General features: G+C 57.2%; 18 protein-coding genes. 9 read left to right on the top strand and 9 right to left on the bottom strand.

Annotated features, from left to right (window positions below):
- Nucleotides 1-5 precede the first annotated feature (5 nt).
- Together paaB and paaA are read right to left on the bottom strand one after the other, a co-directional pair.
- Complete coding sequence (gene paaB, locus MOQ06_RS11040) at nucleotides 6-293, bottom strand: 1,2-phenylacetyl-CoA epoxidase subunit PaaB (protein WP_003857353.1); 288 nt, start codon at nucleotides 291-293, stop codon at nucleotides 6-8.
- A gap of 12 nt (nucleotides 294-305) precedes the next feature.
- Entirely contained in the window at nucleotides 306-1,235 is a 930-nt protein-coding gene (gene paaA / locus MOQ06_RS11045; RefSeq protein ID WP_242172929.1) for a 1,2-phenylacetyl-CoA epoxidase subunit PaaA, read from the bottom strand.
- A gap of 285 nt (nucleotides 1,236-1,520) precedes the next feature.
- Between paaA and paaZ the strand changes: the two genes are divergently transcribed.
- The 3 genes from paaZ to MOQ06_RS11060 all read left to right on the top strand — a co-directional run bounded on the left by paaZ (nucleotide 1,521) and on the right by MOQ06_RS11060 (nucleotide 7,726).
- A complete protein-coding gene (gene paaZ, locus MOQ06_RS11050) occupies nucleotides 1,521-3,566 on the top strand; it encodes a phenylacetic acid degradation bifunctional protein PaaZ (protein WP_242172932.1) in 2,046 nt (681 codons plus the stop codon).
- A 656-nt stretch (nucleotides 3,567-4,222) separates the two neighbouring features.
- Nucleotides 4,223-6,499: a primary-amine oxidase gene (tynA, locus tag MOQ06_RS11055; protein WP_242172934.1), complete on the top strand. Its 2,277-nt coding sequence runs from the start codon at nucleotides 4,223-4,225 to the stop codon at nucleotides 6,497-6,499.
- 120 nt (nucleotides 6,500-6,619) lie between these two features.
- Nucleotides 6,620-7,726 carry a GGDEF domain-containing protein gene (locus tag MOQ06_RS11060; RefSeq protein WP_242172936.1) on the top strand — a complete coding sequence of 369 codons (1,107 nt, stop codon included), beginning with the start codon at nucleotides 6,620-6,622 and terminating at the stop codon, nucleotides 7,724-7,726.
- Between the two features lie 118 nt (nucleotides 7,727-7,844).
- Here the strand turns inward: MOQ06_RS11060 and MOQ06_RS11065 are convergent, their stop codons facing one another.
- On the bottom strand, nucleotides 7,845-9,344 hold the full coding sequence (locus tag MOQ06_RS11065; RefSeq protein ID WP_242172938.1) for an aldehyde dehydrogenase family protein: 1,500 nt from the start codon (nucleotides 9,342-9,344) through the stop codon (nucleotides 7,845-7,847).
- 241 nt (nucleotides 9,345-9,585) lie between these two features.
- Here MOQ06_RS11065 and feaR point away from each other — a divergent pair, with 241 nt between their 5' ends.
- A complete protein-coding gene (gene feaR, locus MOQ06_RS11070; protein WP_148419557.1) occupies nucleotides 9,586-10,494 on the top strand; it encodes a transcriptional regulator FeaR in 909 nt (302 codons plus the stop codon).
- Here feaR and MOQ06_RS11075 read toward each other — a convergent pair whose 3' ends face one another.
- From MOQ06_RS11075 to MOQ06_RS11085, 3 genes are read right to left on the bottom strand one after another with little or no spacing between them, the layout of a single operon-like run.
- Entirely contained in the window at nucleotides 10,495-10,812 is a 318-nt protein-coding gene (locus MOQ06_RS11075) for a YdbL family protein (protein WP_176610420.1), read from the bottom strand.
- 7 nt (nucleotides 10,813-10,819) lie between these two features.
- A complete protein-coding gene (locus MOQ06_RS11080; RefSeq protein ID WP_148419429.1) occupies nucleotides 10,820-11,011 on the bottom strand; it encodes a YnbE family lipoprotein in 192 nt (63 codons plus the stop codon).
- Nucleotides 11,008-13,647 (bottom strand): YdbH family protein, encoded by a 2,640-nt coding sequence (locus tag MOQ06_RS11085; protein ID WP_242172940.1) that lies wholly within the window; start codon nucleotides 13,645-13,647, stop codon nucleotides 11,008-11,010. The genes MOQ06_RS11080 and MOQ06_RS11085 overlap by 4 nt, the downstream gene beginning before the upstream one ends.
- Before the next feature lie 210 nt (nucleotides 13,648-13,857).
- On the opposite strand from MOQ06_RS11085, the gene MOQ06_RS11090 reads away from it, so the two are divergent.
- Nucleotides 13,858-14,847, top strand: coding sequence for a 2-hydroxyacid dehydrogenase (locus MOQ06_RS11090; protein WP_193356116.1), 990 nt, complete (start codon nucleotides 13,858-13,860; stop codon nucleotides 14,845-14,847).
- Between the two features lie 273 nt (nucleotides 14,848-15,120).
- Nucleotides 15,121-15,957: an alpha/beta hydrolase gene (locus tag MOQ06_RS11095; protein WP_193356117.1), complete on the top strand. Its 837-nt coding sequence runs from the start codon at nucleotides 15,121-15,123 to the stop codon at nucleotides 15,955-15,957.
- A gap of 122 nt (nucleotides 15,958-16,079) precedes the next feature.
- Here the strand turns inward: MOQ06_RS11095 and MOQ06_RS11100 are convergent, their stop codons facing one another.
- Complete coding sequence (locus tag MOQ06_RS11100; RefSeq protein WP_176610425.1) at nucleotides 16,080-16,358, bottom strand: DUF1471 domain-containing protein; 279 nt, start codon at nucleotides 16,356-16,358, stop codon at nucleotides 16,080-16,082.
- Nucleotides 16,359-16,591: 233 nt separating this feature from the next.
- On the opposite strand from MOQ06_RS11100, the gene MOQ06_RS11105 reads away from it, so the two are divergent.
- Nucleotides 16,592-16,945, top strand: coding sequence for a DUF4142 domain-containing protein (locus MOQ06_RS11105; protein ID WP_242172942.1), 354 nt, complete (start codon nucleotides 16,592-16,594; stop codon nucleotides 16,943-16,945).
- A 92-nt stretch (nucleotides 16,946-17,037) separates the two neighbouring features.
- Here MOQ06_RS11105 and MOQ06_RS11110 read toward each other — a convergent pair whose 3' ends face one another.
- Both MOQ06_RS11110 and MOQ06_RS11115 read right to left on the bottom strand, forming a co-directional pair.
- Nucleotides 17,038-19,134, bottom strand: a complete 2,097-nt coding sequence (locus MOQ06_RS11110; protein ID WP_242172944.1) for a pyrroloquinoline quinone-dependent dehydrogenase — start codon at nucleotides 19,132-19,134, stop codon at nucleotides 17,038-17,040.
- A gap of 10 nt (nucleotides 19,135-19,144) precedes the next feature.
- Complete coding sequence (locus MOQ06_RS11115; RefSeq protein ID WP_242172946.1) at nucleotides 19,145-19,510, bottom strand: hypothetical protein; 366 nt, start codon at nucleotides 19,508-19,510, stop codon at nucleotides 19,145-19,147.
- Between the two features lie 372 nt (nucleotides 19,511-19,882).
- On the opposite strand from MOQ06_RS11115, the gene MOQ06_RS11120 reads away from it, so the two are divergent.
- Together MOQ06_RS11120 and MOQ06_RS11125 are read left to right on the top strand one after the other, a co-directional pair.
- Nucleotides 19,883-20,848 (top strand): magnesium and cobalt transport protein CorA, encoded by a 966-nt coding sequence (locus tag MOQ06_RS11120; protein WP_242173263.1) that lies wholly within the window; start codon nucleotides 19,883-19,885, stop codon nucleotides 20,846-20,848.
- A 322-nt stretch (nucleotides 20,849-21,170) separates the two neighbouring features.
- Complete coding sequence (locus MOQ06_RS11125) at nucleotides 21,171-24,479, top strand: autotransporter outer membrane beta-barrel domain-containing protein (RefSeq protein ID WP_242172949.1); 3,309 nt, start codon at nucleotides 21,171-21,173, stop codon at nucleotides 24,477-24,479.
- The last annotated feature ends 63 nt before the right edge of the window (nucleotides 24,480-24,542 follow it).

Genomic DNA, 24,542 nt, shown 5'->3' on the forward strand with positions numbered 1-24,542 from the left:
TAACCTCACATGTGCTCGATGCCATCGGGGATCGTGTAAAACGTCGGATGGCGGTAGACCTTGCTTTCCGCCGGGTCGAAGAACTCGCCGCTCTCTTCCGGCTGGGAGGCGACAATTTCACTCGCCTTCACCACCCAGATGGAGCAGCCTTCGCTGCGGCGGGTATAGGCGTCGCGCGCGTTTTCCAGCGCCATGCGGTCGTCGGCAGCGTGGAGGCTGCCTACATGACGGTGCGACAGCCCCTGCTTAGAACGGACGAAAACTTCGTATAACGGCCAGTAAACATTGCTCATGTTGGTTTCCTCTTATGCGGCCCGGCGAGCGCGCTGTTTTTCGGCGTGCGCCAGCGCGGCTTCGCGCACCCACGCGCCGTCGTCCCAGGCTTTACGTTTTGCGGCCAGACGTTCGTGGTTACAGATCCCGCGCCCGCTAATTACCTCGTCAAATTCCTGCCAGTCGATCTCGCCGAAGCGGTAGCGGCCGCTCTCCTCATCGAAGCGCAGGTCGGGATCCGGCACGGTCATCCCCAGCATCTCCACCTGAGGCACGGTGTTATCCACGAAGCGCTGACGCAGCTCGTCGTTGCCAAAGCGCTTGATCTTCCAGGCCAGGCTGCGGGCGCTGTTGGGAGAGTTGTCGTCGTTTGGCCCAAACATCATCAGCGCCGGCCACCAGAAGCGGTTGATGGCGTCCTGCAGCATCTGACGCTGTTCTTCACTGCCCTGCGCCAGCGCCATGCAGGCTTCAAAGCCCTGACGCTGGTGAAAGCTCTCTTCTTTACAGATTTTCACCATCGCCCTGGCGTACGGGCCGTAGGACGTGCGGCACAGCGCCACCTGATTAACGATGGCAGCCCCGTCCACCAGCCAGCCGATAACGCCGATATCGGCCCAGCTCAGGGTCGGATAGTTGAAGATGGAGGAGTATTTCATCTTGCCGTCGAGCATCTTTTGATAGATGTCCTCCCGGGCGCAGCCCAGCGTTTCCGCCGCGCTGTAGAGGTACAGGCCGTGTCCGGCTTCGTCCTGCACCTTCGCCAGTAAAATGGCTTTACGGCGCAGCGTCGGCGCGCGGGCGATCCAGTTGCCTTCCGGCAGCATGCCGACAATTTCGGAGTGGGCGTGCTGACCAATCTGGCGGATTAGCGTCTTGCGGTAGGCTTCCGGCATCCAGTCCTGCGGCTCGATGGCCGTCTCCTGCGCGATGCGTTGCTCAAAGCGTTGTTCTTGCGTCACATAACCACCTTTATGATTCGTTAGATCACCATATATAGCAAAATGGTGAATCATTTGGTTTCTTAAAAGTTACACAAAGGTTAAATACAACCCCAAGAAGCGTTTGCCTGTTTTGTGACGACGCTCGCAAGTCTTTTCGCTTAAGGCTTGCTACGCGCGGGTTTAGCATCAGGGTTCCGGGCAACGCAGATCACATCGTTAACAATTCATTAAAACTCAGCTTGATTTTTATGATTCACGATCAAACTATTTATAGGTAAATCACGAAACACCTGGAGAGAAGAAATGCAGCAGTTAGCCAGCTTCTTGTCCGGCACCTGGCAGTCAGGCCGGGGCCGCGCGCGCACCATAACCCACGCCATCAGCGGCGAGACGCTATACGAAGTGACCAGCGAAGGGCTGGACATGGCGGCCGCCCGCCGTTACGCCATTGAACGCGGGGGTGAAGCGCTTCGCGCAATGAGCTTTATCGAGCGTGCCGCCATGCTGAAGGCGGTAGCTAAACACCTGCTGGGCCAGAAGGATCGGTTTTATGCGCTGTCAGCCCAGACCGGCGCGACGAAGGCCGACAGCTGGGTGGATATTGAGGGCGGCATCGGCACCCTCTTCACCTACGCGAGCCTCGGCAGCCGTGAGCTGCCGGACGATACCCTGTGGCCGGAAGATGAGCTCATCCCGCTGTCGAAGGAAGGCGGTTTTGCGGCCCGCCACGTTTTAACCTCAAAATCCGGCGTGGCGGTGCATATCAACGCCTTTAACTTCCCGTGCTGGGGGATGCTGGAAAAACTCGCGCCTACCTGGCTTGCCGGGATGCCCGCCATCATCAAGCCGGCCACCGCCACCGCGCAGGTTACTCAGGCGATGGTGAAATCGATTGTCGAAAGCGGTCTGGTGCCGGACGGCGCCATCAGCCTGATCTGCGGCGGTGCGGGGGATCTGCTGAGCCAGCTCGACAGCCAGGACGTGGTGACGTTTACCGGCTCGGCCAGCACCGGCCAGAGCCTTCGCGTGCACCCGAATATCGTCGCGAACGCCATTCCGTTCACCATGGAAGCCGATTCCCTGAACTGCTGCGTGCTCGGTGAGGACGTGACCCAGGAGCAGCCGGAGTTTGCGCTGTTCATTCGGGAGGTGGTGCGCGAGATGACCGCCAAGGCCGGGCAAAAATGCACCGCCATCCGCCGCATCATCGTGCCGGAAGCGCAGGTTGAGGCGGTCAGCCAGGCGCTGATTGCGCGGCTGGAGAAGGTGGTTGTCGGCGATCCGTCGCAGGAAGGGGTGAAGATGGGCGCCCTGGTAAACGGCGAGCAGCGCGCCGACGTGCAGGAAAAAGTCGATAGCCTGCTTGCCGCCGGCTGTCAGGTCCGCCTGGGCGGCAAAGCCGATTTGCAGGCGGCTGGCGCATTTTTCCCGCCCACCCTGCTGTTCTGCCCGCAGCCTGACGAAACCCCGGCCGTGCATTCCACCGAAGCCTTTGGCCCGGTCGCAACCCTGATGCCGTACCGCGATACCGAACACGCCATGCGGCTGGCGCGGGCAGGCGGCGGCAGCCTGGCGGGAACGCTGGTCACGGCAGATTCAAACGTGGCGCGGCAGTTTATTGCCGGAGCAGCACGCGCCCACGGGCGTATTCAGATCCTCAACGAGGAATCATCCAAAGAGTCTACCGGACACGGTTCCCCGCTGCCGCAGCTGGTGCACGGCGGTCCGGGACGTGCGGGCGGCGGCGAGGAGCTGGGCGGCCTGCGCGCGGTGAAGCACTACCTCCAGCGCACGGCCATTCAGGGCAGTCCGTCCATGCTGGCCGCCATTGGCAAGCAGTGGGTGCGTGGCGCAGAGGTACAGGAAGATCGCATCCATCCCTTCCGTAAATACTTCGAGGAGCTACAGCCGGGTGACAGCCTGCTTACGCCGCGCCGTACCCTGACGGAAGCCGATATCGTCAATTTTGCCTGCCTCAGCGGCGATCACTTCTACGCCCATATGGACAAAATTGGCGCGGCGGAGTCGATTTTTGGCGAGCGCGTGGTGCACGGTTATTTCCTGATTTCTGCCGCAGCGGGGCTGTTTGTTGACGCCGGCGTCGGCCCGGTTATTGCCAACTACGGGATGGAAAACCTGCGCTTTATCGAGCCGGTCAAGCCGGGTGACACCATTCAGGTACGCCTGACCTGCAAACGTAAAACGCTGAAGAAGCAGCGCGCTGCCGATGAAAAGCCCACCGGCGTGGTGGAATGGGCGGTTGAAATTTTCAACCAGCATCAGCAGGCCGTGGCGCTCTACTCCATCCTGACGCTGGTGGCGCGCCAGCAGGGTGATTTCAACGGCTGATTTCCCATCACCCTAACCCTCTCACCACGGGCTGAGGGTTCCCCACAAAATAATGCCTGCACGGAGGACCCTCTCTCCCTTGAGGGAGAGGGCTGGGGTGAGGGGGAACATATGGTTGTAGAGGTAATTCCGTTCACTTTAAATTCCTTGCTACTCTTTAACGGCATGACTTGTGAACGTGCCATGGCGGCTCAGTCGCCGCCGCCCTGGCGACCCGGGCTCCCGGCGGTAAATCGCCGCTTCGCGGTGCCTTCGGCTTATTCCTTCCGGCTTATCGGGGACGGGCGGAGGTAACCTCCCTGTAAAGCCGCCCTCTCGGCGCATCCCTGCGCCTCGCCCCGGCCTGCAGGAAACGCCTCAGCGATTTACAGCCGGACCAGGGCGTCGCTGTAATTCATTTATTTTCCTGAAACAACATTCGTCGCTTTCGGTAAAAAAATTACTGGGGATCCCTCAGCCCCACGGGAGAGGGAACAGTCCCTGCCGACATTATGTTGTGGGGAATGCATCTGCATGAGCGTGTGATTAACCCCCGCTCTTTTTTTAACCTGGCAAGACTGACAAACAACCTGGCAGATGCAGGCAAACGTTTTTCGTGGGCGCCTGTCAGGATAAGGCTGACACAACACAATAAACACAACAAGATGAGGTCTACGATGGGAAGCACTCCTTCTTTTTCTGCCCGCAGAACGGCGCTGGCCATGGCCGTTACGCTCTGCTGCGCCTGGCAGTCCCCTGTTTTCGCTCACGGCAGCGAGGCGCATATGGTCCCGATGGATAACGCGCTTCAGGAGTTTGGGGCTGACGTGCAGTGGGATGATTACGCCCAAATGTTCACCATCGCGAAGGACGGTGCTTTTGTGAAGGTCAAGCCAGGGGCGAACACCGCTATCGTCAACGGTAAACCCCTGACGCTCCAGGTGCCGGTAGTGATGAAGGACAAAAAAGCGTTTATCTCTGAGACCTTTATCAACGACGTTTTTCAGTCCGGCCTTGACCAGACTTTCCAGGTGGAGAAGCGCCCTCACCCGCTAAACGCGCTGACGGCGGATGAAATTAAGCAGGCCGTCGGGATTGTGAAAGCCTCGGCGGACTTTAAGCCCAACACCCGCTTTACCCAGATCGCACTGGCGGAGCCGGAAAAAGCCAAAGTGTGGGACTTCGTGCTCAACGGCACCGCCGTGGATACGCCCCGGCAGGCAAATATCACCATGCTCGTTGGCAAGCAGATTGTCGAAAGTCGCGTGGATCTGAAGGACAAAAAAATCCTGCACTGGGCGCCGGTAAAAGACGCGCACGGCATGGTGCTGCTGGATGATTTCAACACCGTTCAGCAGATCATCAACGAGAGCCCGGAGTATGCCGCGGTGCTGAAAAAGCGCGGCATTACCGATCCGACGAAAGTCATCACCACGCCGCTTACCGTCGGCTTTTTTGACGGCAAAGACGGCCTGAAGCAGGAAGACCGCCTGCTGAAAGTGATCGGCTATCTGGACGTGGGCGACGGTAACTACTGGGCGCACCCGATTGAAAATCTGGTCGCGGTGGTGGATCTCGACCAGAAGAAAATTCAGAAGATTGAGGAAGGCCCGGTGGTGCCGGTGCCGCTTACTCCGCGCCCCTATGATGGCCGCGACCGCGTTGAAACGGTGAAGAAACCGCTGGAGATTATCGAGCCGGAAGGCAAAAACTACACCATTACCGGCGATATGGTGCACTGGCAGAACTGGGATTTCCACCTGAGCCTGGATTCACGCGTCGGCCCGATTATCTCCACCGTCACCTATAACGACAACGGCAAAAAGCGTCAGGTGATGTATCAGGGCTCGCTCGGCGGCATGATCGTGCCTTACGGCGACCCGGATATCGGCTGGTACTTCAAAGCCTATCTGGATTCCGGCGATTACGGCATGGGCACCCTGACCTCTCCGCTGGTGCGCGGCAAGGACGTGCCGTCTAACGCCGTTATGCTTGATGAAACCATTCCGGACTACACCGGGGCGCCGCTGGAGATCCCGCGCGCAATAGCGATTTTTGAGCGCTACGCCGGGCCGGAATATAAGCATCAGGAGCTGGGTAAGCCCAACGTCAGCACCGAGCGCCGCGAGCTGGTGGTCCGCTGGGTCAGCACCGTTGGCAACTACGATTACATCTTCGACTGGGTGTTCCACGAAAACGGCACCATCGGCATTGATGCGGGCGCAACGGGGATTGAAGCGGTGAAGGGCGTGCAGACGAAAACTATGCATGACGCCACCGCGAAGGATGACACCCGCTACGGCACGCTGATCGACCATAACATCGTGGGCACCACGCACCAGCACATCTATAACTTCCGTCTGGACATGGACGTGGACGGGATCGGCAACAGGCTGGTGGCGATGGATCCGGAAGTGAAGCCGAACACCGCAGGCGGCCCGCGCACCAGCACCATGCAGGTTAATCAGTACAGCATTGATACCGAACAGCAGGCGGCGCAGAGGTTTGACCCGGGCACCATTCGCCTGCTGAACAACACCAGCAAGGAGAACCGCATGGGGAACCCGGTCTCGTATCAGATAATCCCTTACGCGGGCGGTACGCACCCGGTGGCGACCGGCGCGAAATTCGCCCCGGACGAGTGGATTTATCACCGCCTGAGCTTTATGGATAAACAGCTGTGGGTAACGCGTTACCATCCTGACGAAATGTATCCGGAAGGAAAATTCCCGAACCGCTCCACGCGCGATACGGGCCTCGGCCAGTACGGCAAAGATAACGAGTCGCTCAACGACCAGGATAACGTCATCTGGATGACCACCGGCACCACCCACGTTGCCCGCGCCGAAGAGTGGCCGATTATGCCGACGGAGTGGGTACACACGCTGCTAAAACCGTGGAACTTCTTCGACGAGACGCCAACGCTCGGCAAGAAAAAAACCGAGCAGAAATAAGCACACGCCGGGCATTTGCCCGGTTTTTTTATCCATACATTTGAGGAATAATCGAGCCTGCTTATAGTTAGTAATACCTGGCTTTCGCGAGCTATCCACCGGACGGGAACAAAAATTGTAATGGAAAAAAGACACAACGCTACACCTGAGCCAGCGACCTGGCCAACCCGTAATTCGATGGTCGTCCACGGGCTGGCCGTAAACCTGCCGTGGCTTGCTTTCGTGAATGCGAGCTTTGCGCTGATGGTTCTGCTACGCAACTCCCTGTTCGGCCATATTGATGCCCTTCTGCACATCAGCCAGCACCTGCGGCTGATGATTGACGCCTCCATGCTGGGCGTGGTGATCCTCTCCGTTGCGCTGGTGATGATGGCCTGGCGACGCATCCGCGGGGTCAGCGCCGTGCTGTTTATATGCAGCGTGCTCTGGTCGCTGTGCTGTTACTGGTTTATCAACGTTATCCAGCTACCTCACCCCTGGCCGATATTTGTCACCCTGCTGATGGCCGGCATGACCGCACTCTATTTTCACCCGGTGGGGCTGTTATGCTTCATCGTGCCGCTGTGGCTCACCATGCCCGTTGCCAGCATGCTGCTGAATAAGGAAATGACGCTTCGATTTGCCGGGCTGTGGGTGATCTTCACGTTCATCCTCGTTTGCGGACGCTATATCCTGCTCCGCTGGTTTGATGAAGCCTGGCGCCGCAACCAGCAGAACCAGCGGTTAATTTCGCGGCTGGACGCGCTGGCCCATCAGGATCCGCTGACGAAAACGGCCAATCGCCGCGCGATGGAGCTGGTGCTGGAAAACGCGGTGGAGCAAGGCAAGCCCTTCACGGTGCTGATGCTGGACGTGGATTACTTCAAACTTTATAACGATACCTATGGTCACCAGGCGGGAGATGAGTGCCTGGCGCGGGTGGCCGAGGTGCTGAATACGTCGGTGCGCACGCCTGAGGATGTGGTCTCACGCTACGGTGGCGAGGAGTTTGTGGTGATCCTCTTCGACTGCACGGAGGGCGTTGCTGAAAAGGTCGCCGCACGGATCCAGGCTGGCCTGCGCGCGGCGGCGATCCCGCACGCCGCGTCTAAGGTCAATAACTATGTGACGGCCAGTATGGGTATCGCAGGTCGCACCGAAGGTCTGGCCGGGCCGGAAATCATCGCCCGCGCCGACGCGGCGCTGTATCGGGCGAAAGAGGGAGGACGGGATCGGTGGTCGCGGTAAGTCTGACACCCGCGTCCCCTCACCCTAACCCTCTCCCCTGAGAGCCGAGGGCATGCTCAGTGCCCGCATTAATTTGTGAGGATCCCTCAGCCCACAGGGAGAGGGTTACCCGACGTTTTTAATACCGCACGCAAACTGACTTGGTTTCACACCAGCCGTCCAGCCAGTCCGGGCCGAAATCGCGCCCGGTGCCGGACTGCTTCATTCCGCCAAACGGCAGGTTGGCGTCGATCAGCGTGTGGCTGTTTACCCATACCGTCCCGGCCTGTAGCCTGTCGGTGTATTCCAGCGCTTTACCGATATTCTGCGTCCAGACGCTGGCGGTGAGCCCGTACTCGGTGTCGTTCGCCAGCTGCAGCGCCTCCTCCCCGTCCGCCACGCGCACCAGGTTTACCACCGGGCCGAACACCTCCTCACGCGTCAGGCGCAGGTTATTATCCGGGTTAACCACCAGCGTCGGCGAAACGTAATAGCCTTTGTCGTCCGGCCCGCGGTTACCGCTAATCAGTTCCGCGTTGTGTGCTTTCGCGTCGTCAAGGAACGCCTGAACCTTATCGCAGTGGGCGCGCGACACCAGCGGGTTGATAAACGCCTCGGGCGACATGCCCGGCCCGACGCTGAGGGACTTTACGGCCTGCTCAAACCCGCTGACCAGCGTGTCAAACAGGGGAGCCTCAATATAAATGCGCGAGCTGGCGGCGCATACCTGCCCCTGATTCAGGAAACTGCCGGTCATTAGCCCCTCAATCACCCATGACGGATCGGCGTCCTTCAGGACGATAGCCGGATTTTTGCCCCCCAGCTCCAGCGTCACGCCCGTTAACGTGTCCGCCGCCGCGCGGGCGATCTGCTTGCCCGTCGCCGTCGAACCGGTAAAGCTCACCTTGGCAACGCGCGGATGCGAGGTCAGCGCCGCGCCGCAGACGGCGCCGCTTCCGGTAACCACGTTGAACACGCCATCCGGGATCCCCGCCTCGCTCGCCAGCTCCGCCACCCGTAACAGGGTCAGCGGGGTGGTTTCGGAGGGCTTGATCACGATTGAACAGCCTGCCGCCAGCGCGGGCATCACCTTCCACATGCCAATCATCAGCGGGAAGTTCCACGGCACGATCCCCGCCACGACCCCAACCGGCTCTTTGCGCGTCCACGCCTGATAACGCGCCCCCTGCGGCAGAGGAATAGAGAGATCGAGGGTTTTACCGGCAATTTTGGTGGTCAGCCCCGCCGTATAGCGCATCCAGTTCAGGGTGCTGCCCACTTCGAACGCGCGGGAAATAGTAATGGATTTCCCCTGCTCCAGCGTTTCGAGCTGAGCCAGCTCTTCGCCGTGCTGCTCCACCAGATCCGCAAACCGCAGCAGGATGCGTTCCCGCTCGGCCGGCAGACGCCCTGCCCAGCTTCGGGCGACAAAGGCGCGCCAGCCCGACATCACCGCACGATCCACGTCATCAACGCTGGCATCGGCGGTGGAGGCAATCACCTCTCCGGTCGCCGGGTTGTAGACGTTCAGACGCTTTTCGCTATCGGACGCGGCCTGACGCCCTTCAATCCACAGGCCATGCTGGCGATCTAAAAACTGCTGCACGCCCGGTAGAACGGCGATATGTGATTCCGACATAGGGTACTCCTTCGTTATGCTTCGCAGGGTGTGTATGCAGTCTAAGAGGGGTTTCGCATTCCTGCTTTTGTCTGTGTGACATTCGCTTTGCCACCTGTGACAGGCTCCGCAAATTGTGATAATTCCCGCTTATAACGCTGTAACCATTGAGTGTTCTTTCCTATAGTCAGCCTCGTAGCCCTGACTAAATGCAACATAAATGCAACAATGTGAAAACGGTGACGGTACAGCGAGAAAATCAATGGCATGTGCAGGCGAACAGGACAATTTTCAGCAGTGGCTGGCGCAGATTAACCAGGTTTGCGGGCGCTTTGCTGCGCGTCCGCTAGGGGGCGCGTTTCTCGGCGAGCTGGAAACCAGCTACACCCAAAGCCTGAAGCTAAGCACCGTAACCGCCGCAGGCGTAAACCTGTTTCGCACCCGTCAGGAGATCAAAAACGGCAACGACGCCTGGTTCTATACCGTGTTTCAGCTGGAAGGTAGCGCGGAGATTGAGCAGGACGACCGCCGCTCGGTGTTAAAAACCGGGGATATCACGCTGATTGATGCCTCCCGCCCGTGCTCCATATACTGGCAGGAGCGATCCCGCCAGATTTCGCTGCTGCTGCCGCGGCAGATCGTTGAGCAATACGCGCGCTTTCAGGAAGTGAGCTGCGCGCTTACCCTTTCCCGCAGTCTTCCTACCGTTCAGCTTAGCTATCGTCTGTTGCAGGAGAGCATGGGCAATGCCGATCTGAGCGCCAGAGAGAGTGAAGCGGCCCTTGAGGCAATGGTGTGCCTGCTGCGCCCGGCGTTCCAGCAGCGTGACGAGGTGCTGCCGCGCAAGGAGCGCCAGTTCCGCAACGTTCTGTCACTGATTGACGACCATATTCAGTCAGAGGCGTTAAGACCGGAGTGGATAGCCTCTGAGAGCGGCATGTCAGTACGCAGCCTGTACCGCATGTTCGCCGAGAAGGGGCTGGTGGTGGCGCAGTATATCAAGAACCGTCGCCTCGATTTATGCGCTCAGGCGCTGCGCGGCATTAGCGATGACGAAAAGCTGGCGGGAATTGGCTACAGCTGGGGCTTTACCGACCATAGCCATTTTTCCACCGCGTTTAAGCAGCGTTTTGGGGTCTCGCCGGGCGAGTACCGGAAGCGTTTTCGCTAGCTACTTTTTCAGCCACCTGCCGTTTATCCCCTTCACGTACTCCCCCGGCTGCGCGCGGGCCACCAGCTTTTGCCCCGCCATTTTTGCCACGTCGTCCACGGGCAGATTATTGCTGTCGGCCAGTTTTTGATAGCTTTCCGTGCGCGCGGCGTTGATACGGTTCACCAGCGCCAGCGTTTCCGCGTCATGCTGGACGGGGGCAAGGTAGCCGCTCAGGGTTTCCCCCACGCGCCCCTGGGCGCGCGCGTCGTTGAGCGTGAGCGTGGCGGCGTGAACGTTCATCCCCAGCGCCAGTAACAGCAGTGCTAATCGTTTCATGGCATCCTCAGAACAGATCGCTGCGGGATTTCAGCAGGGCTTCAACGTCTTTATCCACCTTGATATGGATTTCGTGCTCGATTTTCACGTTCATGTTGATGGTGATCGGCTCTTTGGGCGCCGCCACTTCAATGCGCGGCGTACAGCCTGACAGCAGCGCGGCCACGGCCACGGCGAGCACACCAGCCCTCATTTTCATTGTTGTTCCTCACTTTCCTTGCCTGTCGAACCGCGGAGAAGTGGTATCGCCGCATGTTGCTCAAACCATGTTTGCAAATTGTCCCCAAAGCGCAGGCTGCGCCAGAGGGTAAAAATGTTCTCTTCATGGGTATAGTTCAGGTTCACGAAGCCGCTTTTGCCGTCGACGCGGCTGGTGCCCTTAATGGACGCCTGCATGGTTAATACGCCCAGATTATCCACATTGAGTTTTGTCCACGACTGCGAAATTTCCATATAGCGGAGCCAGTTAATTGCCGCCCCGGCAGCCATGTTGTCTTTCACAATGGCGTCTGCCGTATCCTGGTCGATACGCAGCGTCATCGGCCCCGGGTTGGTCAGCCAGCCATCTTTAATGATCCATTTCTCATTGTCCAGCCAGAACGGCAGCGCACCGCTCACCGGGCCGGACATGGAAAACTGCTTAGGATCTACCGCGCTAATCAGTTCGCTGGAGGAAATATTATCCACGCGCAGGAGTGCCGGATCGTGCTGCGGCATTCTCAGCTGCTGCATGGTGATTTTTCCGCCCAGCACCTCAACCTTAACGTTGGTGAGCAGGAGCGGGTTCGCTTCGGTCCAGGGATAATCGCCCTGGAGATCCGCAGTGATGTTTCGGGCCGTCACCAGGTTTTTCACCTCGCCGATGCGAAGCGTTACCGGCCCGCGCGTGCCCAGAGACCAGGTGCCCTGGCTCAAGCGGAACGGCAGTACAAAATCGACGCCGTTTATCTCGTTATCCGGCATCCACGCGCTGCCTGCTTTCAGCACCCCGTGCCCCCCCGCCTCAAAGCCCTGCCCGGCTGCCGCCGAGAAAGCGACCTGGGCATACATCTCACCGTTGCGCAGCGTCATTTTCCAGTCCGGTGGGATCAGCGGCTGGAACACGGTGAGGGACTGCTTTGGCCACCAGGCCTGACCGCGAAGGCGTTGGCCGTCCCAGCGGCCATTCACCCGTACCGGGCCGATTTTTTCCGCATGGAGGTCACCCTTAAACTGGAATACCGTCGGGTCTGTCCCCTCAACGCTAAAGGTCAGGACGGACGGCGGCAGCACGCTTCCGCCAGAGAAGGTGGTTTGTCCGGCATTAAGCACGAGCGCGCCGCTGAAGGTGGGTTTATCCGGGTCCCGCGACCAGCGCACCGGCTTATCCAGCGCCAGGCGCGGTTTGCTGACAAGCATCGTGCCGTACTGGAGTTTGTCGAAACCGGTAGAGAGGTCCGTCAGCTCAATCAGGCTGTCGCGCCACTCCCCCCTGCCCCGCACATCCCAGCGCGCGTTCATTGGCGTGAAGTTCCCTTTACCCCAGTAGCGCCACTGCCACAGGCCGCTATCGGGTAAAAAGTCGTTCGCCTGGCCGTCCAGGTGCAGCTCAAAATTGCCCATCTCGTTCTCATGCGCCCGCAGAATGGCCTGCAGGCGGCCGTCCACGCCCTTCTGCGTAAGCTTCACCCCCGCCAGCGGCCAGCGGATCTCATCGATATCGAGCGAGTCGATGAGGCGACCGCGCGAGCGCAGCAGCGCGCCGGGAGCAAAAGTAAGCTGAGGATCATAAAGGCTGCCGGTCAGCTTTGCCGGGAGTCTGGCATACAGGATCAGATCGTTTTGCTTGGCTTCACCGCTCAGGTACAGCGGCATATCGCTGTTTTCCATACTGAGCGAGCCGGGGCCGATATTCAGCACCGCGTTGCCCTTACCCGCATCCCCCTGCGTCAGGACGTTGAGACGCCCCGTGAACGTGGCTTTTTCCAGCCCCTGCTGCCAGTTATCCACTCTGAGGCCGACGCGACCGCTCATCGGCATACCGGAGGCCGACCAGCTCCAGCGGCCGTCGCTGATGTTTAACCGCTGGGCGGTAATCTGCCACGGTAAATCGAGCAGCGGATCGGGATTGCCACGCGCCATGACCAGCAGCTGGCCCTGATTGCCCTCCCAGTCAAGATCGGCATCGACCAGCGAGGATAACTGTGGCACGTTGAAGGTGGCGACCGTATGCCCTTTTACCGGCACGCCGTCCGGTACCAGCGGCATCGTAAATTCGCCGACCAGCTTCACGGGCTGCGGCTGGTTCGGCAGCTGCACATCGAACTGGGTTATTGAAAGCGTCTGGCCGCGCAGCTGCCCCCTGATGCTCACCTGCTCTCCTTTATAGGTGATTTCCTGGCGGGCCGGGGTCAGTGAAGCGTGCAGCTCCCCCTCCCACTGCTGCCAGGGGGAAAGCGTAAAGCGGTGAACGGTAAGCCAGGTGTTGGGCAGAATGGCCTGCCACTGGGCCAGCGTTTTCGGCGCCACCGTAGATGGCGCGGATTGCGGTAATTTGCTCAGGCAGACGGCGTTGAGATCGAGCGCGCCAATATCCAGATCCCAGCGGCCCGGATGGGACAGCGTGAGGTTTTCGACGCGGGCAATTTCACACTCATCTACCAGATAGCGGAGATCGGGAACGATCAGGGCGTGGCGCGTGAGCCGCGGGCTTTCTTCAAACGCGATGCGCGTTCCAACCGGTAGCCAGATCCCGGCGAGCGTGGGCACCCACTGGGCGAGCGTCATCAGCAGCGTCAGCGGCACAATAAAGAGCAGCAGTAATAGCGCGATTGCGGCTTTGTATTTACCCTTCATGGGCAGTTAATATCCTGATTTAGCGAAATAAATAAGCCGTTCCTGCCGCTCATTGTCGCATGTTTAGCCAGTCAGTTGAAGGTAATGCCATTTTTAAGAGTAGATGCTCTACAATAATTCATAGAACTTATTGATTTCAATGAAATTTGAAAAATTGTAAGATAATTTTAATCATGCTAACGTGGTTGCAAAATCACTGGAGAACGTCTTATGAAACTCGCGGTATATAGCACAAAGCAGTACGACAAAAAGTATCTGCAACATGTTAACGAGACGTACGGTTTCGATCTTGAATTTTTCGACTTTCTGCTGACTGAAAAGACGGCAAAAACGGCCCACGGCTGCGAAGGCGTTTGTATCTTCGTGAACGATGACGGCAGCCGACCGGTGCTGGAAGAGTTGAAAAAACAGGGCGTGAAATACGTTGCCCTGCGCTGCGCGGGCTTTAACAACGTCGATCTTGATGCCGCCAAAGAGCTGGGCCTGAAGGTGGTTCGCGTCCCGGCCTACTCTCCGGAAGCGGTTGCCGAGCATGCCGTCGGCATGATGATGTCGCTCAACCGTCGTATTCATCGTGCTTACCAGCGCACCCGTGATGCCAACTTCTCTCTGGAAGGGCTGACCGGCTTTACCATGTACGGTAAAACCGCAGGCGTAATCGGTACCGGCAAAATCGGCGTGGCCGCCCTTCGCATTCTGAAAGGTTTCGGCATGCGCCTGCTGGCGTTCGATCCGTACCCAAGCGCGGCTGCGCTCGAGCTGGGCGTAGAGTATGTCGATCTGAAAACGCTTTTCTCCCAGTCTGACGTCATCTCCCTGCACTGCCCGCTGACGCCGGAAAACTACCATCTGCTTAACCAGTCGGCATTCGAACAGATGAAAGACGGCGTGATGATTATCAACACCAGCCGCGGCGGGTTGATTGATTCTCAGGCCGCTATTGAAGCGCTGAAAACGCAGAAAATTGGCGCGCTGGGGATGGACGTGTACGAGAACGAACGCGATCTGTTCTTTGAGGATAAATCTAACGACGTGATCCAGGACGACGTGTTCCGTCGCCTGTCGGCCTGCCACAACGTGCTGTTTACCGGCCACCAGGCGTTCCTGACCGCCGAAGCGCTGATCGGCATCTCGGAAACCACGCTGGGGAATTTGCAGCAGCTCGAAAAAGGTGAAGCGTGTCCTAACGCGATCGTTTAAGCCAGTCTGGCCGGGTGGCGGTTACCTCTGCCCGGCCGATAATAAGCCCATCGGAAAAATAACGGTGCCCCGGCTGGCAGAGGGGATATTTCGTTTAAAAATAAATAACGACCGCGTAAAACAAATCTACAACTGTTTTCATGAAGCCGTTCTACACTTTAAGCGGATATATCCGTAATAAGATTAATATAAGACAATTTTATTACGTCCTTAAATGCCGGGCTATTTACGTAGCCTTCACACATTGTTGCCATTAGCAGAGGAGCCTGAAATATGGCATTCGTAACAACGAAAGATGGTGTCAGTATTTATTACAAAGACTGGGGCCCGAAGGATGCGCAGCCCATCGTTTTCCATCACGGCTGGCCGCTAAGCGCCGATGACTGGGATAACCAGATGCTCTTTTTCCTTGCAGAAGGCTTCCGCGTCATCGCCATCGACCGTCGCGGTCATGGTCGTTCCGATCAGGTGAGTGAAGGCCACGATATGGATCATTATGCCGCCGACGCATCGGCGGTGGTCGAAAGCCTGGATTTGCGTAATGCCGTGCACGTCGGCCACTCCACCGGCGGGGGCCAGGTCGCCAGATACGTTGCGAAGTACGGCCAGCCTCAGGGCCGCGTGGCCAAAGCGGTCCTGGTCAGCGCCGTTCCACCGCTGATGGTAAAAACGGACGCTAACCCCGGCGGAACGCCCATTGAGGTGTTCGACGGCTTCCGCCAGGCGCTGGCAGCTAACCGCGCCCAGTTTTACCTCGACGTCGCCAGCGGTCCTTTCTATGGCTTTAACCGGGACGGGGCAGACGTTTCGCAGGGCACGATACAGAACTGGTGGCGTCAGGGAATGATCGGTAGCGCCAAAGCCCACTATGAGGGCATTAAGGCGTTTTCAGAGACCGACCAGACGGACGATCTCAAAGCCATTACGGTGCCTGTCCTGGTGTTGCAGGGCGATGACGACCAGGTCGTGCCGTATAAAAATGCCGCCCTTCTGCAGGACAAGCTGCTCGCAAACAGCGAGCTTAAAATTTATCCGGGCTTCCCGCACGGGATGCATACCACGCATGCCGATACCATAAACGCCGATATCCTGGCATTTATTCGCTCATAAAGACGATGATTATGCATATAAAACCGGGCGGCACGCCCGGTTCTCTTTTGCACAAGGGGCATTTTGGGCTGAGCATAAGCAAAAAACCCGCCGGGAGCGGGTTTTTGTAGTAGCCATGAAGATTATTTGAACACTTCAGCTACGGCCTGGAAATTAGGGCCATGCTCACGAGCGGCAATGATGACGTAGTATTTCCCGCCCTTCTCGTCTGCCAGTTTTGATAGTTTTTCATGAAGATCGGAAGGTGAAGAAATTTGTCCACCTGAAGCCCCTACGGTTACATTACCCAGGTATTCCAGCTTGAAGTGGTGCGCTTCATCCTTGGAAATCATATCTGCCGCAGATGCGCCAAAGCTTGCTACCGTTAAAGCCAGTACAGTCCCTAATAGTGCCTTTTTCATATCATTCCTCCTGTGGATGTATCTTCCTGTTTAACATTAGCACTAAATATGTAAACGAGCCGGGTCATTTTCACAAAGGGTTTAAGCAGTGCTTCATTTCCTGGCTTTTATTCCTCACCACGCGGGCCCAGCAGTTTCATCTACTATACTGACCGATGCAGTTGTCATTTATCCGCGCGGTTACGCGTAAAGTAACGAAAACTCACCTGTACCATGACCATCAGGAGAACAATATGCACACGAGTAAAACCCTGAAAAGGGTGCTAGCCGTATCAGTAGCTGCAGCGATGTTCAGCACCGTTGGCGTACAAGCCCAGACGACTAACGCCGCGCAAACCAGCGCTGCGGGCCAGGCTCAATCGGGCGCTAAGCTAAGCTCCGGCGACGCCTTTGACAAGATGTATATGGAATATGCCGGCGTGAAAGACCACCAGATGGTGCTGTCGAAGCTACAAAAGGATGCCAGCAAGATCGACGATCCGGACGTGAAGGCCCTGGCTAACGAGCATACTCCGGTCGTTGAGCAGCATCTGAAGACCGCCGAGCAAATGTCGGTGCCGTCCGGCGCGTCAGCGGACAAAAAGTAAGTGCCGCGGTAAAATAGCGCGCCCCGAGCGCGCTGACCCAAAAAAAGTGGGGCCCGCAGGCCCCACGCGCATTTCTACCCTCCCGGGTGAAATTATTCAGGCAGCGCGTAGACCACCACCTGGTCGCCCACCTGATCCTTCAGGATAGTGTTCCCGCCCGCCACAAACGCCACGTACTGACGGCCTTTATATTCATAGACCGACGGGTTAGCAACTGCCGGGGCTTCAACCTGATCGGACCACAGCTCTTCTCCGCTTTCAACCGAGTAGGCACGCACTTTGGCATCCATCGAGGCGCCGATAAAGATCACCCCGCCCGCCGTCACGGCCGGACCACCGATAGTAGGTGAACCCCAGCCTTCCGGCATAAAGAAGCCATACTGCTGGGATGCGCCAACCGGACGACGCCATTTCACATCGCCCGTGTGCATGTCCAGCGCCACAATTTCGCCAAACGGTGGCTGCCAGCACGGCATGCCCAGCCAGTTATCGGCCACCAGCAGGCGCATACCGTACGGGGCCCCTTCCTGCGGCGCAAAGCCGCTTTCGTTACCGGCGGTTTTATCGGCGTTATCGTAATCCTCGCGGCTGTAGAGCTTCACGTACTGGACGATATGCGAGGTGTTGACGATGGCGATCTGCTTTTGCGGATCGAACGCAACCCCGCCCCACTGCACGCCGCCGGCGCTATCGGGATAGGTTAACGCGCCCTCGCCTTTGGTGGTGGGCGGCGTATACATTCCCTCATAGGTCAGGTTGTCCCACAGGCGGGAGCACTGGCCGGCACCGACGATATCCGCCAGCTTCCAGATTTTTGGCTTTTTCGACTGGTCGAGCAGCGGCGCGGGCCTGGTTGGGAACGGCTGCGTGGGCGAGAGAACTTCGCCCTGCACCGAACCGTCGCCCTGCGGAACCGGACGTTCTTCGATAGGCCATACGTCCTCCCCCGTCAGGCGGTTAACCACAAACAGGAAGCCCTGCTTGGTGGCCTGCACCAGCGCCGGGATCTTTTTGCCGTCTACGGTGATATCCATCAGCGTCGGCGCGGAGTTGATATCGTAATCCCAGACGTCGTGGTGTACCCACTGGCGGGACCAGACCACCTTACCCGTGTTGATGTCCAGCGCGGTGGTCGAGGTGCCGAGGGGAATCGCGTCGACGCGGTTGCCGCCCCAGTAGTTGGGCGACGGCGATGAGACCGGCAGATAGACCAGGCCATTGGCCTCATCCGCGGACATGTGCGTCCAGACGTTGGCGGTACCGGTACGCTTGCGGATCGCTTCCGGGATCGCGTCAAAGGTCCATTCACGCTCGCCGGTCCGGGCATTGATGGAGAATACGGTGCCCGGAGGCGCTTCGGCATAGGCCCAGTCTTTACCGGCCCAGCCCACCAGCAGATGGTCGCCGACCACGGTTGGCGGCTGCAGGATAGAGAGCGGATACCTGGCGTTAATGGTGTTCCACTGGTTCACGTCCAGCACGCCGTTGTCCGCAAAGCCGCTGCACGGTTTGCCTGAATCGGCGTCCAGCGCGAAGAGCTTGCCGTCAACGGTGCCCATATAGACGATCTTCTGGCATGCCTGGCCGTTCACCGGATTTTTTGCCTGCCAGTAGGACACGCCGCGGTTCTTCAGCACCGGCTGGGTCAGCGCCTTGCGCGAGGATTTGGTGTCATAGTGCCACTTCTCTTTGCCCGTGCCCGGATCCAGCGCAATCAGGCGATCGAAAGGTGTGCCGATGTAGAGGGTGTCGTTGGCGAAAATGGGCGTGGCGGACCAGACGGTGGCGGGCGTATCGCCTTTCCCATCCGAGACGTCGCCGGTATGGAACTCCCAGATTTTCGTTAATTTGCCGACGTTTTCCGCCGTGATTTGGGTCAGCGGGCTGTATTTTTGCGCGTTAAGCTGCCCATGGAAGCTGTCCCAGGTGGCGGTGGAAGGCACCAGCGGCGTTGCCGGCTGGCTGGTCGAAGCGACTTTTTGCCCACTACCGTTGCCGGTTGAGGCTTCGTCTGTGGTTTTTGTCGTCCCTGGCGCCTGTCGATCGGCCGCATCAATATCAAGCGAATCCTGGGTCCCCTGAGAGGCCTCGGCGGCCTTATCCTGGGCCTGTAGCGCGAACGGGGCGACCAGCAGCGCCAGCGCCGTCATGCCGACCTTCAGGAAGGGATAATACTTATCGTTATGCACGGGCGGCTCCTCAGGCTTTGACGCGTTGATGGTTACGGGCGGACGTGCTGCTCAGCATAATCAGACCGATCAGGCCGACCACCATGGCTGCCGTGATGATGTACTGATGCAGCAGCGCGGCGGCAAAACCTACGCCCGCCAGCACCACCAAGGTGATAATAATCAGGAAAATGCGCGATCCGCGACCGGACGCCGCGCGTAGCATAAAGGCCAGTATCGCCAGCACCGCGCTGGCGATGGCTACGCCCAGTGCGCCAATGGTGCCGGTGACGCCGGTAAGCGGCGTCCACCAGGCGTACAGCGCTACCGCGAAGCCGGTTAACGCGGCCAGCAGCAGCAAAATGCTGCCGACGCGCGAGGATTGAGAATGATACATACCAGGAAGCCCCCTATAAAAATGCAAAATAAACCACCGATAAGGCGTTTTCGTGGATATATGCCGCTGCCGTTCGCGCAGACACTCGCTAAAAAAACAACGCGGCGTGAGAAACGGCGGCATATTTCACTAAACGTAACAGAGTATAGAAGAGGATTTTTTTAAGGGGCGTTTATCCGGCGAGCGCCCTGCTCCACGCTGCGTTCAGAAGGCGGCGTGTTCCGAGAAAAACGCACGGGCGAGATTTAATGTCTGCTTTGAACGAGGAGCAAACAACGCAATTCCTCATGTAAAAACCTACCGGCTCAAAAATTTGGAAATTTAACGGAAATGGTTAAGCTTCTTATAAACATGCTTAAGGATAGCCAGAAAATGATTGTTAACTGTATGGTTTACCGTTCAGGCCACCCCGCCGAAACCGTAGATATTGAAGATATCAGCGAAGTTATTCAGGACCCCGATGCGTTTATATGGCTGGGGCTTTGGCAGCCTGAACCGGCGTTTATGTACAAGGTACAGGAGGAGTTCGGTCTGCACGATCTGGCAGTAGAGGATGCCCTTAACGCACATCAGCGGCCTAAGATAGAACGTTATGGCAGCTCGGCATTTATCGTTGTGAAGACCGTCAGCGGTCAGGGCGACAATATTGAGTTTGGCGAAACGCATTTGTTCGTGGGCCGAAACTTCCTTATTACGGTGCGCCATGGGGCTTCAGAGAGCTACGCGCCTATACGCGCCCGCGCTGCCGAGGCCCCGGACATGCTTTTGCATGGTCCGGCTTATCCCCTTTACTGTATTCTGGATTTCATTGTCGACAGCTATGCAGAGCTGACCGCGCGCCTCAACACAAAGATTGGCGATATTGAAGCGACGCTTTTTCACAGTGAATTTGACCGTGAAGCCATTCAGGACGTGTATTCCCTCCGCCGCAATCTGCTCGGGCTTCGCAATGCCGCTCAGCCCGTAGAAGAAATCTGTACAGAGCTTATCCGCATTCATGAAGAACTCATCCCAAAACCCCTCAGGGCCTATTTCAGAGATATTCAGGATCACGCTCGCCATGTCGTAACGGACGTCAATGACATGCGTGAGCTGCTTAGCAGCGCGATGCACGTCAACCTGGCCCTGGTTTCAGTGCAGCAAAACGAAGTCGTGAAGAAACTGGCCGGCTGGGGGGCGATACTCGTGATCCCGACGGTAGTCTTCAGCATGTATGGTATGAACTTCGAACATATGCCGGAACTGAAGACGCTCTTTGGCTATCCGGCTACGGTCGCTGTCACGCTGGGGGCCTGTGTATTACTGTGGCTTCGGCTCAAACGCTCTCGCTGGCTTTGATTGATAAGCGATCTGATAGTTTTTGGTGTCGTGAAGTACAGTAGCGCCTCACGCTTACGTCGATTATGCCACGACACCCTACCCTCTCCGCTATTTCCCCTGCATATGTCGGTACATCCCTGTTCATTGAGATCCGGGATCTCCCGCTTTACCGTTTATAAAATACTGCAAAACGAGGCAATTACAGGGCAAGGTCATTCGTTATTACAAATCATCAAGCCACATCGATAATTATTATATTTGTTTATGCTTTATTGAGCTCGGGTGTGAATTCATATTGACGGACATAGGCACTAATTTTTTTTACACAAGGATGGTTAATATGAAAAGGGTTTTTATGACGGCTGCATTAACTGGTTTATTTGTCAGTAATAATCCATATGCAGGAGAAAGCTATCTGGTCTATAACCCACACAATATTGCGGTATTTGAAGTCCGTTTCTTTAACGTTGGCGACGGCCCCTTTATGCCGGACTGGCCGAGCGCGTCTGAGTCAACCTGGGATCTTGGCCAGCAACAAAAAGAAAAAATACTCGATGCCATGCGTTACTGGGCTGAGGTTATTACCCCCAGCCCAGGGCAACTGCCCGCCATCATCAATGTGGGGACGTTTAATGACGAGAATGCCGCAGGTTCCAGCGAATCAGTTACCGACGGCATCATAAGCCTGACGCAGCTGCAGGGCGCATTGAACGGCATTGATACCGGAGAGCTGACCTTTGGCTCCCACGCCCAGTTCATCATGGGCAAACTGGATTTTGATAACGTTCCCTATGTGCCCGCGCAGCTGCCGCGCACTGGAAAGGCCGATCTGGTCAGCGTCGCTATTCATGAGCTGGCCCATGGCCTGGGAATATCCAATATGGTTACCGAGCTGCAGGGAAGTGGCACATTCACGCCCGCTTTTGATACCGAGCCTTTTGGCTCCTGGACCAGCCATCTGCGCGATGACCGTGGCAATCCTGCCCGACCTGGGCAAGTGATATTGTGTAATGGATGCAATAACACATGGGATCCACAAGGCTTTGATGTACGGCTCGATAAAGGCTATTTCACCGGCAGGCACGTGGATGAAGTCCTTGCAGGCGCCATGCCTGGCGTGCCGGTGAAAATGTTAGCAGACGACGGTTCGGTCGATGATAACTACATGAGCCATATCGAGCTGAAAAACAGCATGATGAGCCATCAGAACTACCGTAATTACACAACGTTTATGGAAGCGGAACTGGCGTTGCTGCAGGATATGGGATATCAGATTGACCGACGTAACTTTTTCGGTTTTTCGCTGTATGGCAACGGGCAAACTCTCGTTAACCGCAACGGCTATTTTCAGCGTAATCAGCAGGCGGATGGCTATCTGGCTGGTCAATACAATACCGCTAACCTGGGGGTTGGCCTGCATGTGTATGGCAGTAATAACCATATCTTTCAACAAGCGGACCTGCTGACGTCAGGGGCTGGCGGCGCGGGCATCCGTATAGACGGGCAAAATAACACCCTGAGCATCGAACCCGGAGTTCGGGTATACGCCGATGGCGTTAATGGCCGTGGGGTGATGTTTGCCTACGGTAAACAGCACAGCCTTATTCAGCGTGGCGACGTTCAGGCAATGGGCGCCAGTGGCGTCGGTATCAGTTTTGATTTTGGCAATAATCTCCTGGGTAACGAAGTGGACTATCGTGGATCCTGGCTTCATATCGTGGACGGATATTACGATGCGTTATTACCCGAGCTGCAGGGAGCGCTGGTAGACAATGCCGACATCAGCGGACGGGTTGCCGGTAAAGGCGCGGCGATTTATATATCACCGAACGCGCTGGTCGGTAATATAAATATATTAACGGGCGCCCGGCTGGAGGGTGATATTTATTCGGACTACGCCCAGCGGGATGACTATGGCCAACAGCGGTTAACGCTGCTTACCTTCGGTCGGAAGGCCAATGCGTACGGGCAAGCAACGGAAGCTGCCGATGCTGATTTCAGCTTTACTTATCGCGGGAACATTGAAGGTATCAATAATCTGGCACTGGACGCGCACGGAGGAAAAACCTCGCTTAACGGCGATTTTCAGATTTACAGCATGACTATCGCGCCAGGTGCCAGCCTGTCCGGCAACGCTAGCTACACGCTTAATGAGGAAGGCCGCTTTGTAAATAACGGGATCCTTGCGCCGGGTAATTCACTTGGGCAAATCAATATATCCGGTGCTTATCAACAGGGGGATACCGGGCAGTTGTTGCTGGAAGTCGACGGGCGCGGCAGGCATGATACTCTGCGAGTGGACGGTCACGCACAATTTGACGGTCAGCTGACGTTTGCGCCGCAGCCGGACTGGTACGCAACAAACTGGCGTCTGGATACGCAAGATTTACTAAAAACGGACTCTTCCGGCGGCAATTTCAGTGCGGTAAACAGCGTGCTCCGCTCACCCACGCTAACGCTGCAAACAACGCCTCAGGGAAAGAATGTCTGGCAGCTCTCAATGTTGCGCGCTTCAAACGCATACAGCCGGTATGCGCAGGACGCTAATGCGCGGCAGGTAGGGCAAGCGCTGGATAAAATTGTGGCAGAAGCTAAGTCTGATATACAGCCGCTGTACCGTACCCTGGATTTCTCAGCCACTGATGGCAGGAGTATCAGCAATGCCTTGCCGCAACTTTCTGCGGGCGCCTACAGCGCCATGTTCGCAAGTTCCCTTCACCGTGAACAGCAGATAGCGCGGATCGTTGGCGGGCCAAATCCTGTGGTTATGCCGAAGCAGCTGGCGGAAGGTGAATGGCGCAGCTTTGCCATACCCTTTGGCGGCGGCTTCTGGCAACAGCGTCAGGGTGACAGTGTAGGGTACGACGCCAGCAGTTATGGCATTGTATTCGGTGCTGAAAAACAAAACGATGAGAATCACAACTGGATTTATGGCTTTCATGGCGCGGTCAGCGGCCAGTCGGTGACGGTGAAATCACCAGAAACCGCGACCGGGAAAACCACTGCTTTCGATCTGGGTATTCATGCTCGTTACGGCGCTGAAAGGTTCGAAGGAATGTATTTATTCGGCACTGGCCGATTGGGTATTGAAGACAGCAGGCTGGACAGAAACATTAATGTCGAAACTTACGGAGCAAGCCACCATGCCACCTGGACCGGATTGTCAGGCTCTGTGTCGGCCGGCGGTGGCTATCGATGGGCGCTGAATAATAACGTGAACGCCGGACCGGTAACGTCACTGAATTACACCACATTACATCGTCCCGGCGTGAAGGAAAGCGGCAACGACGGCAGCCGACTGATGCTGGGTTCGCAGACCTTCGATTCTCTGAGATCAAGTATCGGGGTGAATGGTAACTGGAATGTACCGCTCGCTTCAGGGGCGTCGGTAGCAGCTGAGCTGCAGCTCACCTGGGATCATGAACTGCTTGATGGCAACGTAGTGCAACGAGCCTCTTTCGCCGGCTATCGAAGCACAGGGTTTAGTTCCAGGAATCAGGTGACTGGCCGTGACGCTCTGGGCGTTAAGGCAGGTATGAGCTATAAAATCAACGCTGATGTCGAATTGGGCATCGGGGTTGAAAGCGAAATGTTTCGTTCTGGCTATGACTCGATCGCAGGTAATCTTTCAGCCACCTGGCGTTTCTGATGTCTGAGGACGAGAAAATAACAGGGCTGGTAATTTAACTCACCGTATCCCCGGCGTTGCCGG

It is taken from the genome of Enterobacter sp. I4 (genome assembly GCF_022669095.1).
Lineage (GTDB): Bacteria > Pseudomonadota > Gammaproteobacteria > Enterobacterales > Enterobacteriaceae > Enterobacter > Enterobacter pasteurii.

Excerpts from the sequence above, each read along its gene's own strand:
- MOQ06_RS11100 (WP_176610425.1), bottom strand. The coding sequence starts at position 16,358 with ATGAAAAAGGCACTATTAGGGACTGTACTGGCTTTAACGGTAGCAAGC.
- MOQ06_RS11090 (WP_193356116.1), top strand. The coding sequence starts at position 13,858 with ATGAAACTCGCGGTATATAGCACAAAGCAGTACGACAAAAAGTATCTG.
- feaR (WP_148419557.1), top strand. The coding sequence starts at position 9,586 with ATGGCATGTGCAGGCGAACAGGACAATTTTCAGCAGTGGCTGGCGCAG.
- MOQ06_RS11105 (WP_242172942.1), top strand. The coding sequence starts at position 16,592 with ATGCACACGAGTAAAACCCTGAAAAGGGTGCTAGCCGTATCAGTAGCT.
- MOQ06_RS11085 (WP_242172940.1), bottom strand. The coding sequence starts at position 13,647 with ATGAAGGGTAAATACAAAGCCGCAATCGCGCTATTACTGCTGCTCTTT.
- MOQ06_RS11060 (WP_242172936.1), top strand. The coding sequence starts at position 6,620 with ATGGAAAAAAGACACAACGCTACACCTGAGCCAGCGACCTGGCCAACC.
- MOQ06_RS11120 (WP_242173263.1), top strand. The coding sequence starts at position 19,883 with ATGATTGTTAACTGTATGGTTTACCGTTCAGGCCACCCCGCCGAAACC.
- MOQ06_RS11125 (WP_242172949.1), top strand. The coding sequence starts at position 21,171 with ATGAAAAGGGTTTTTATGACGGCTGCATTAACTGGTTTATTTGTCAGT.
- MOQ06_RS11075 (WP_176610420.1), bottom strand. The coding sequence starts at position 10,812 with ATGAAACGATTAGCACTGCTGTTACTGGCGCTGGGGATGAACGTTCAC.
- paaZ (WP_242172932.1), top strand. The coding sequence starts at position 1,521 with ATGCAGCAGTTAGCCAGCTTCTTGTCCGGCACCTGGCAGTCAGGCCGG.
- paaB (WP_003857353.1), bottom strand. The coding sequence starts at position 293 with ATGAGCAATGTTTACTGGCCGTTATACGAAGTTTTCGTCCGTTCTAAG.
- MOQ06_RS11095 (WP_193356117.1), top strand. The coding sequence starts at position 15,121 with ATGGCATTCGTAACAACGAAAGATGGTGTCAGTATTTATTACAAAGAC.
- tynA (WP_242172934.1), top strand. The coding sequence starts at position 4,223 with ATGGGAAGCACTCCTTCTTTTTCTGCCCGCAGAACGGCGCTGGCCATG.
- MOQ06_RS11065 (WP_242172938.1), bottom strand. The coding sequence starts at position 9,344 with ATGTCGGAATCACATATCGCCGTTCTACCGGGCGTGCAGCAGTTTTTA.
- MOQ06_RS11115 (WP_242172946.1), bottom strand. The coding sequence starts at position 19,510 with ATGTATCATTCTCAATCCTCGCGCGTCGGCAGCATTTTGCTGCTGCTG.
- MOQ06_RS11080 (WP_148419429.1), bottom strand. The coding sequence starts at position 11,011 with ATGAAAATGAGGGCTGGTGTGCTCGCCGTGGCCGTGGCCGCGCTGCTG.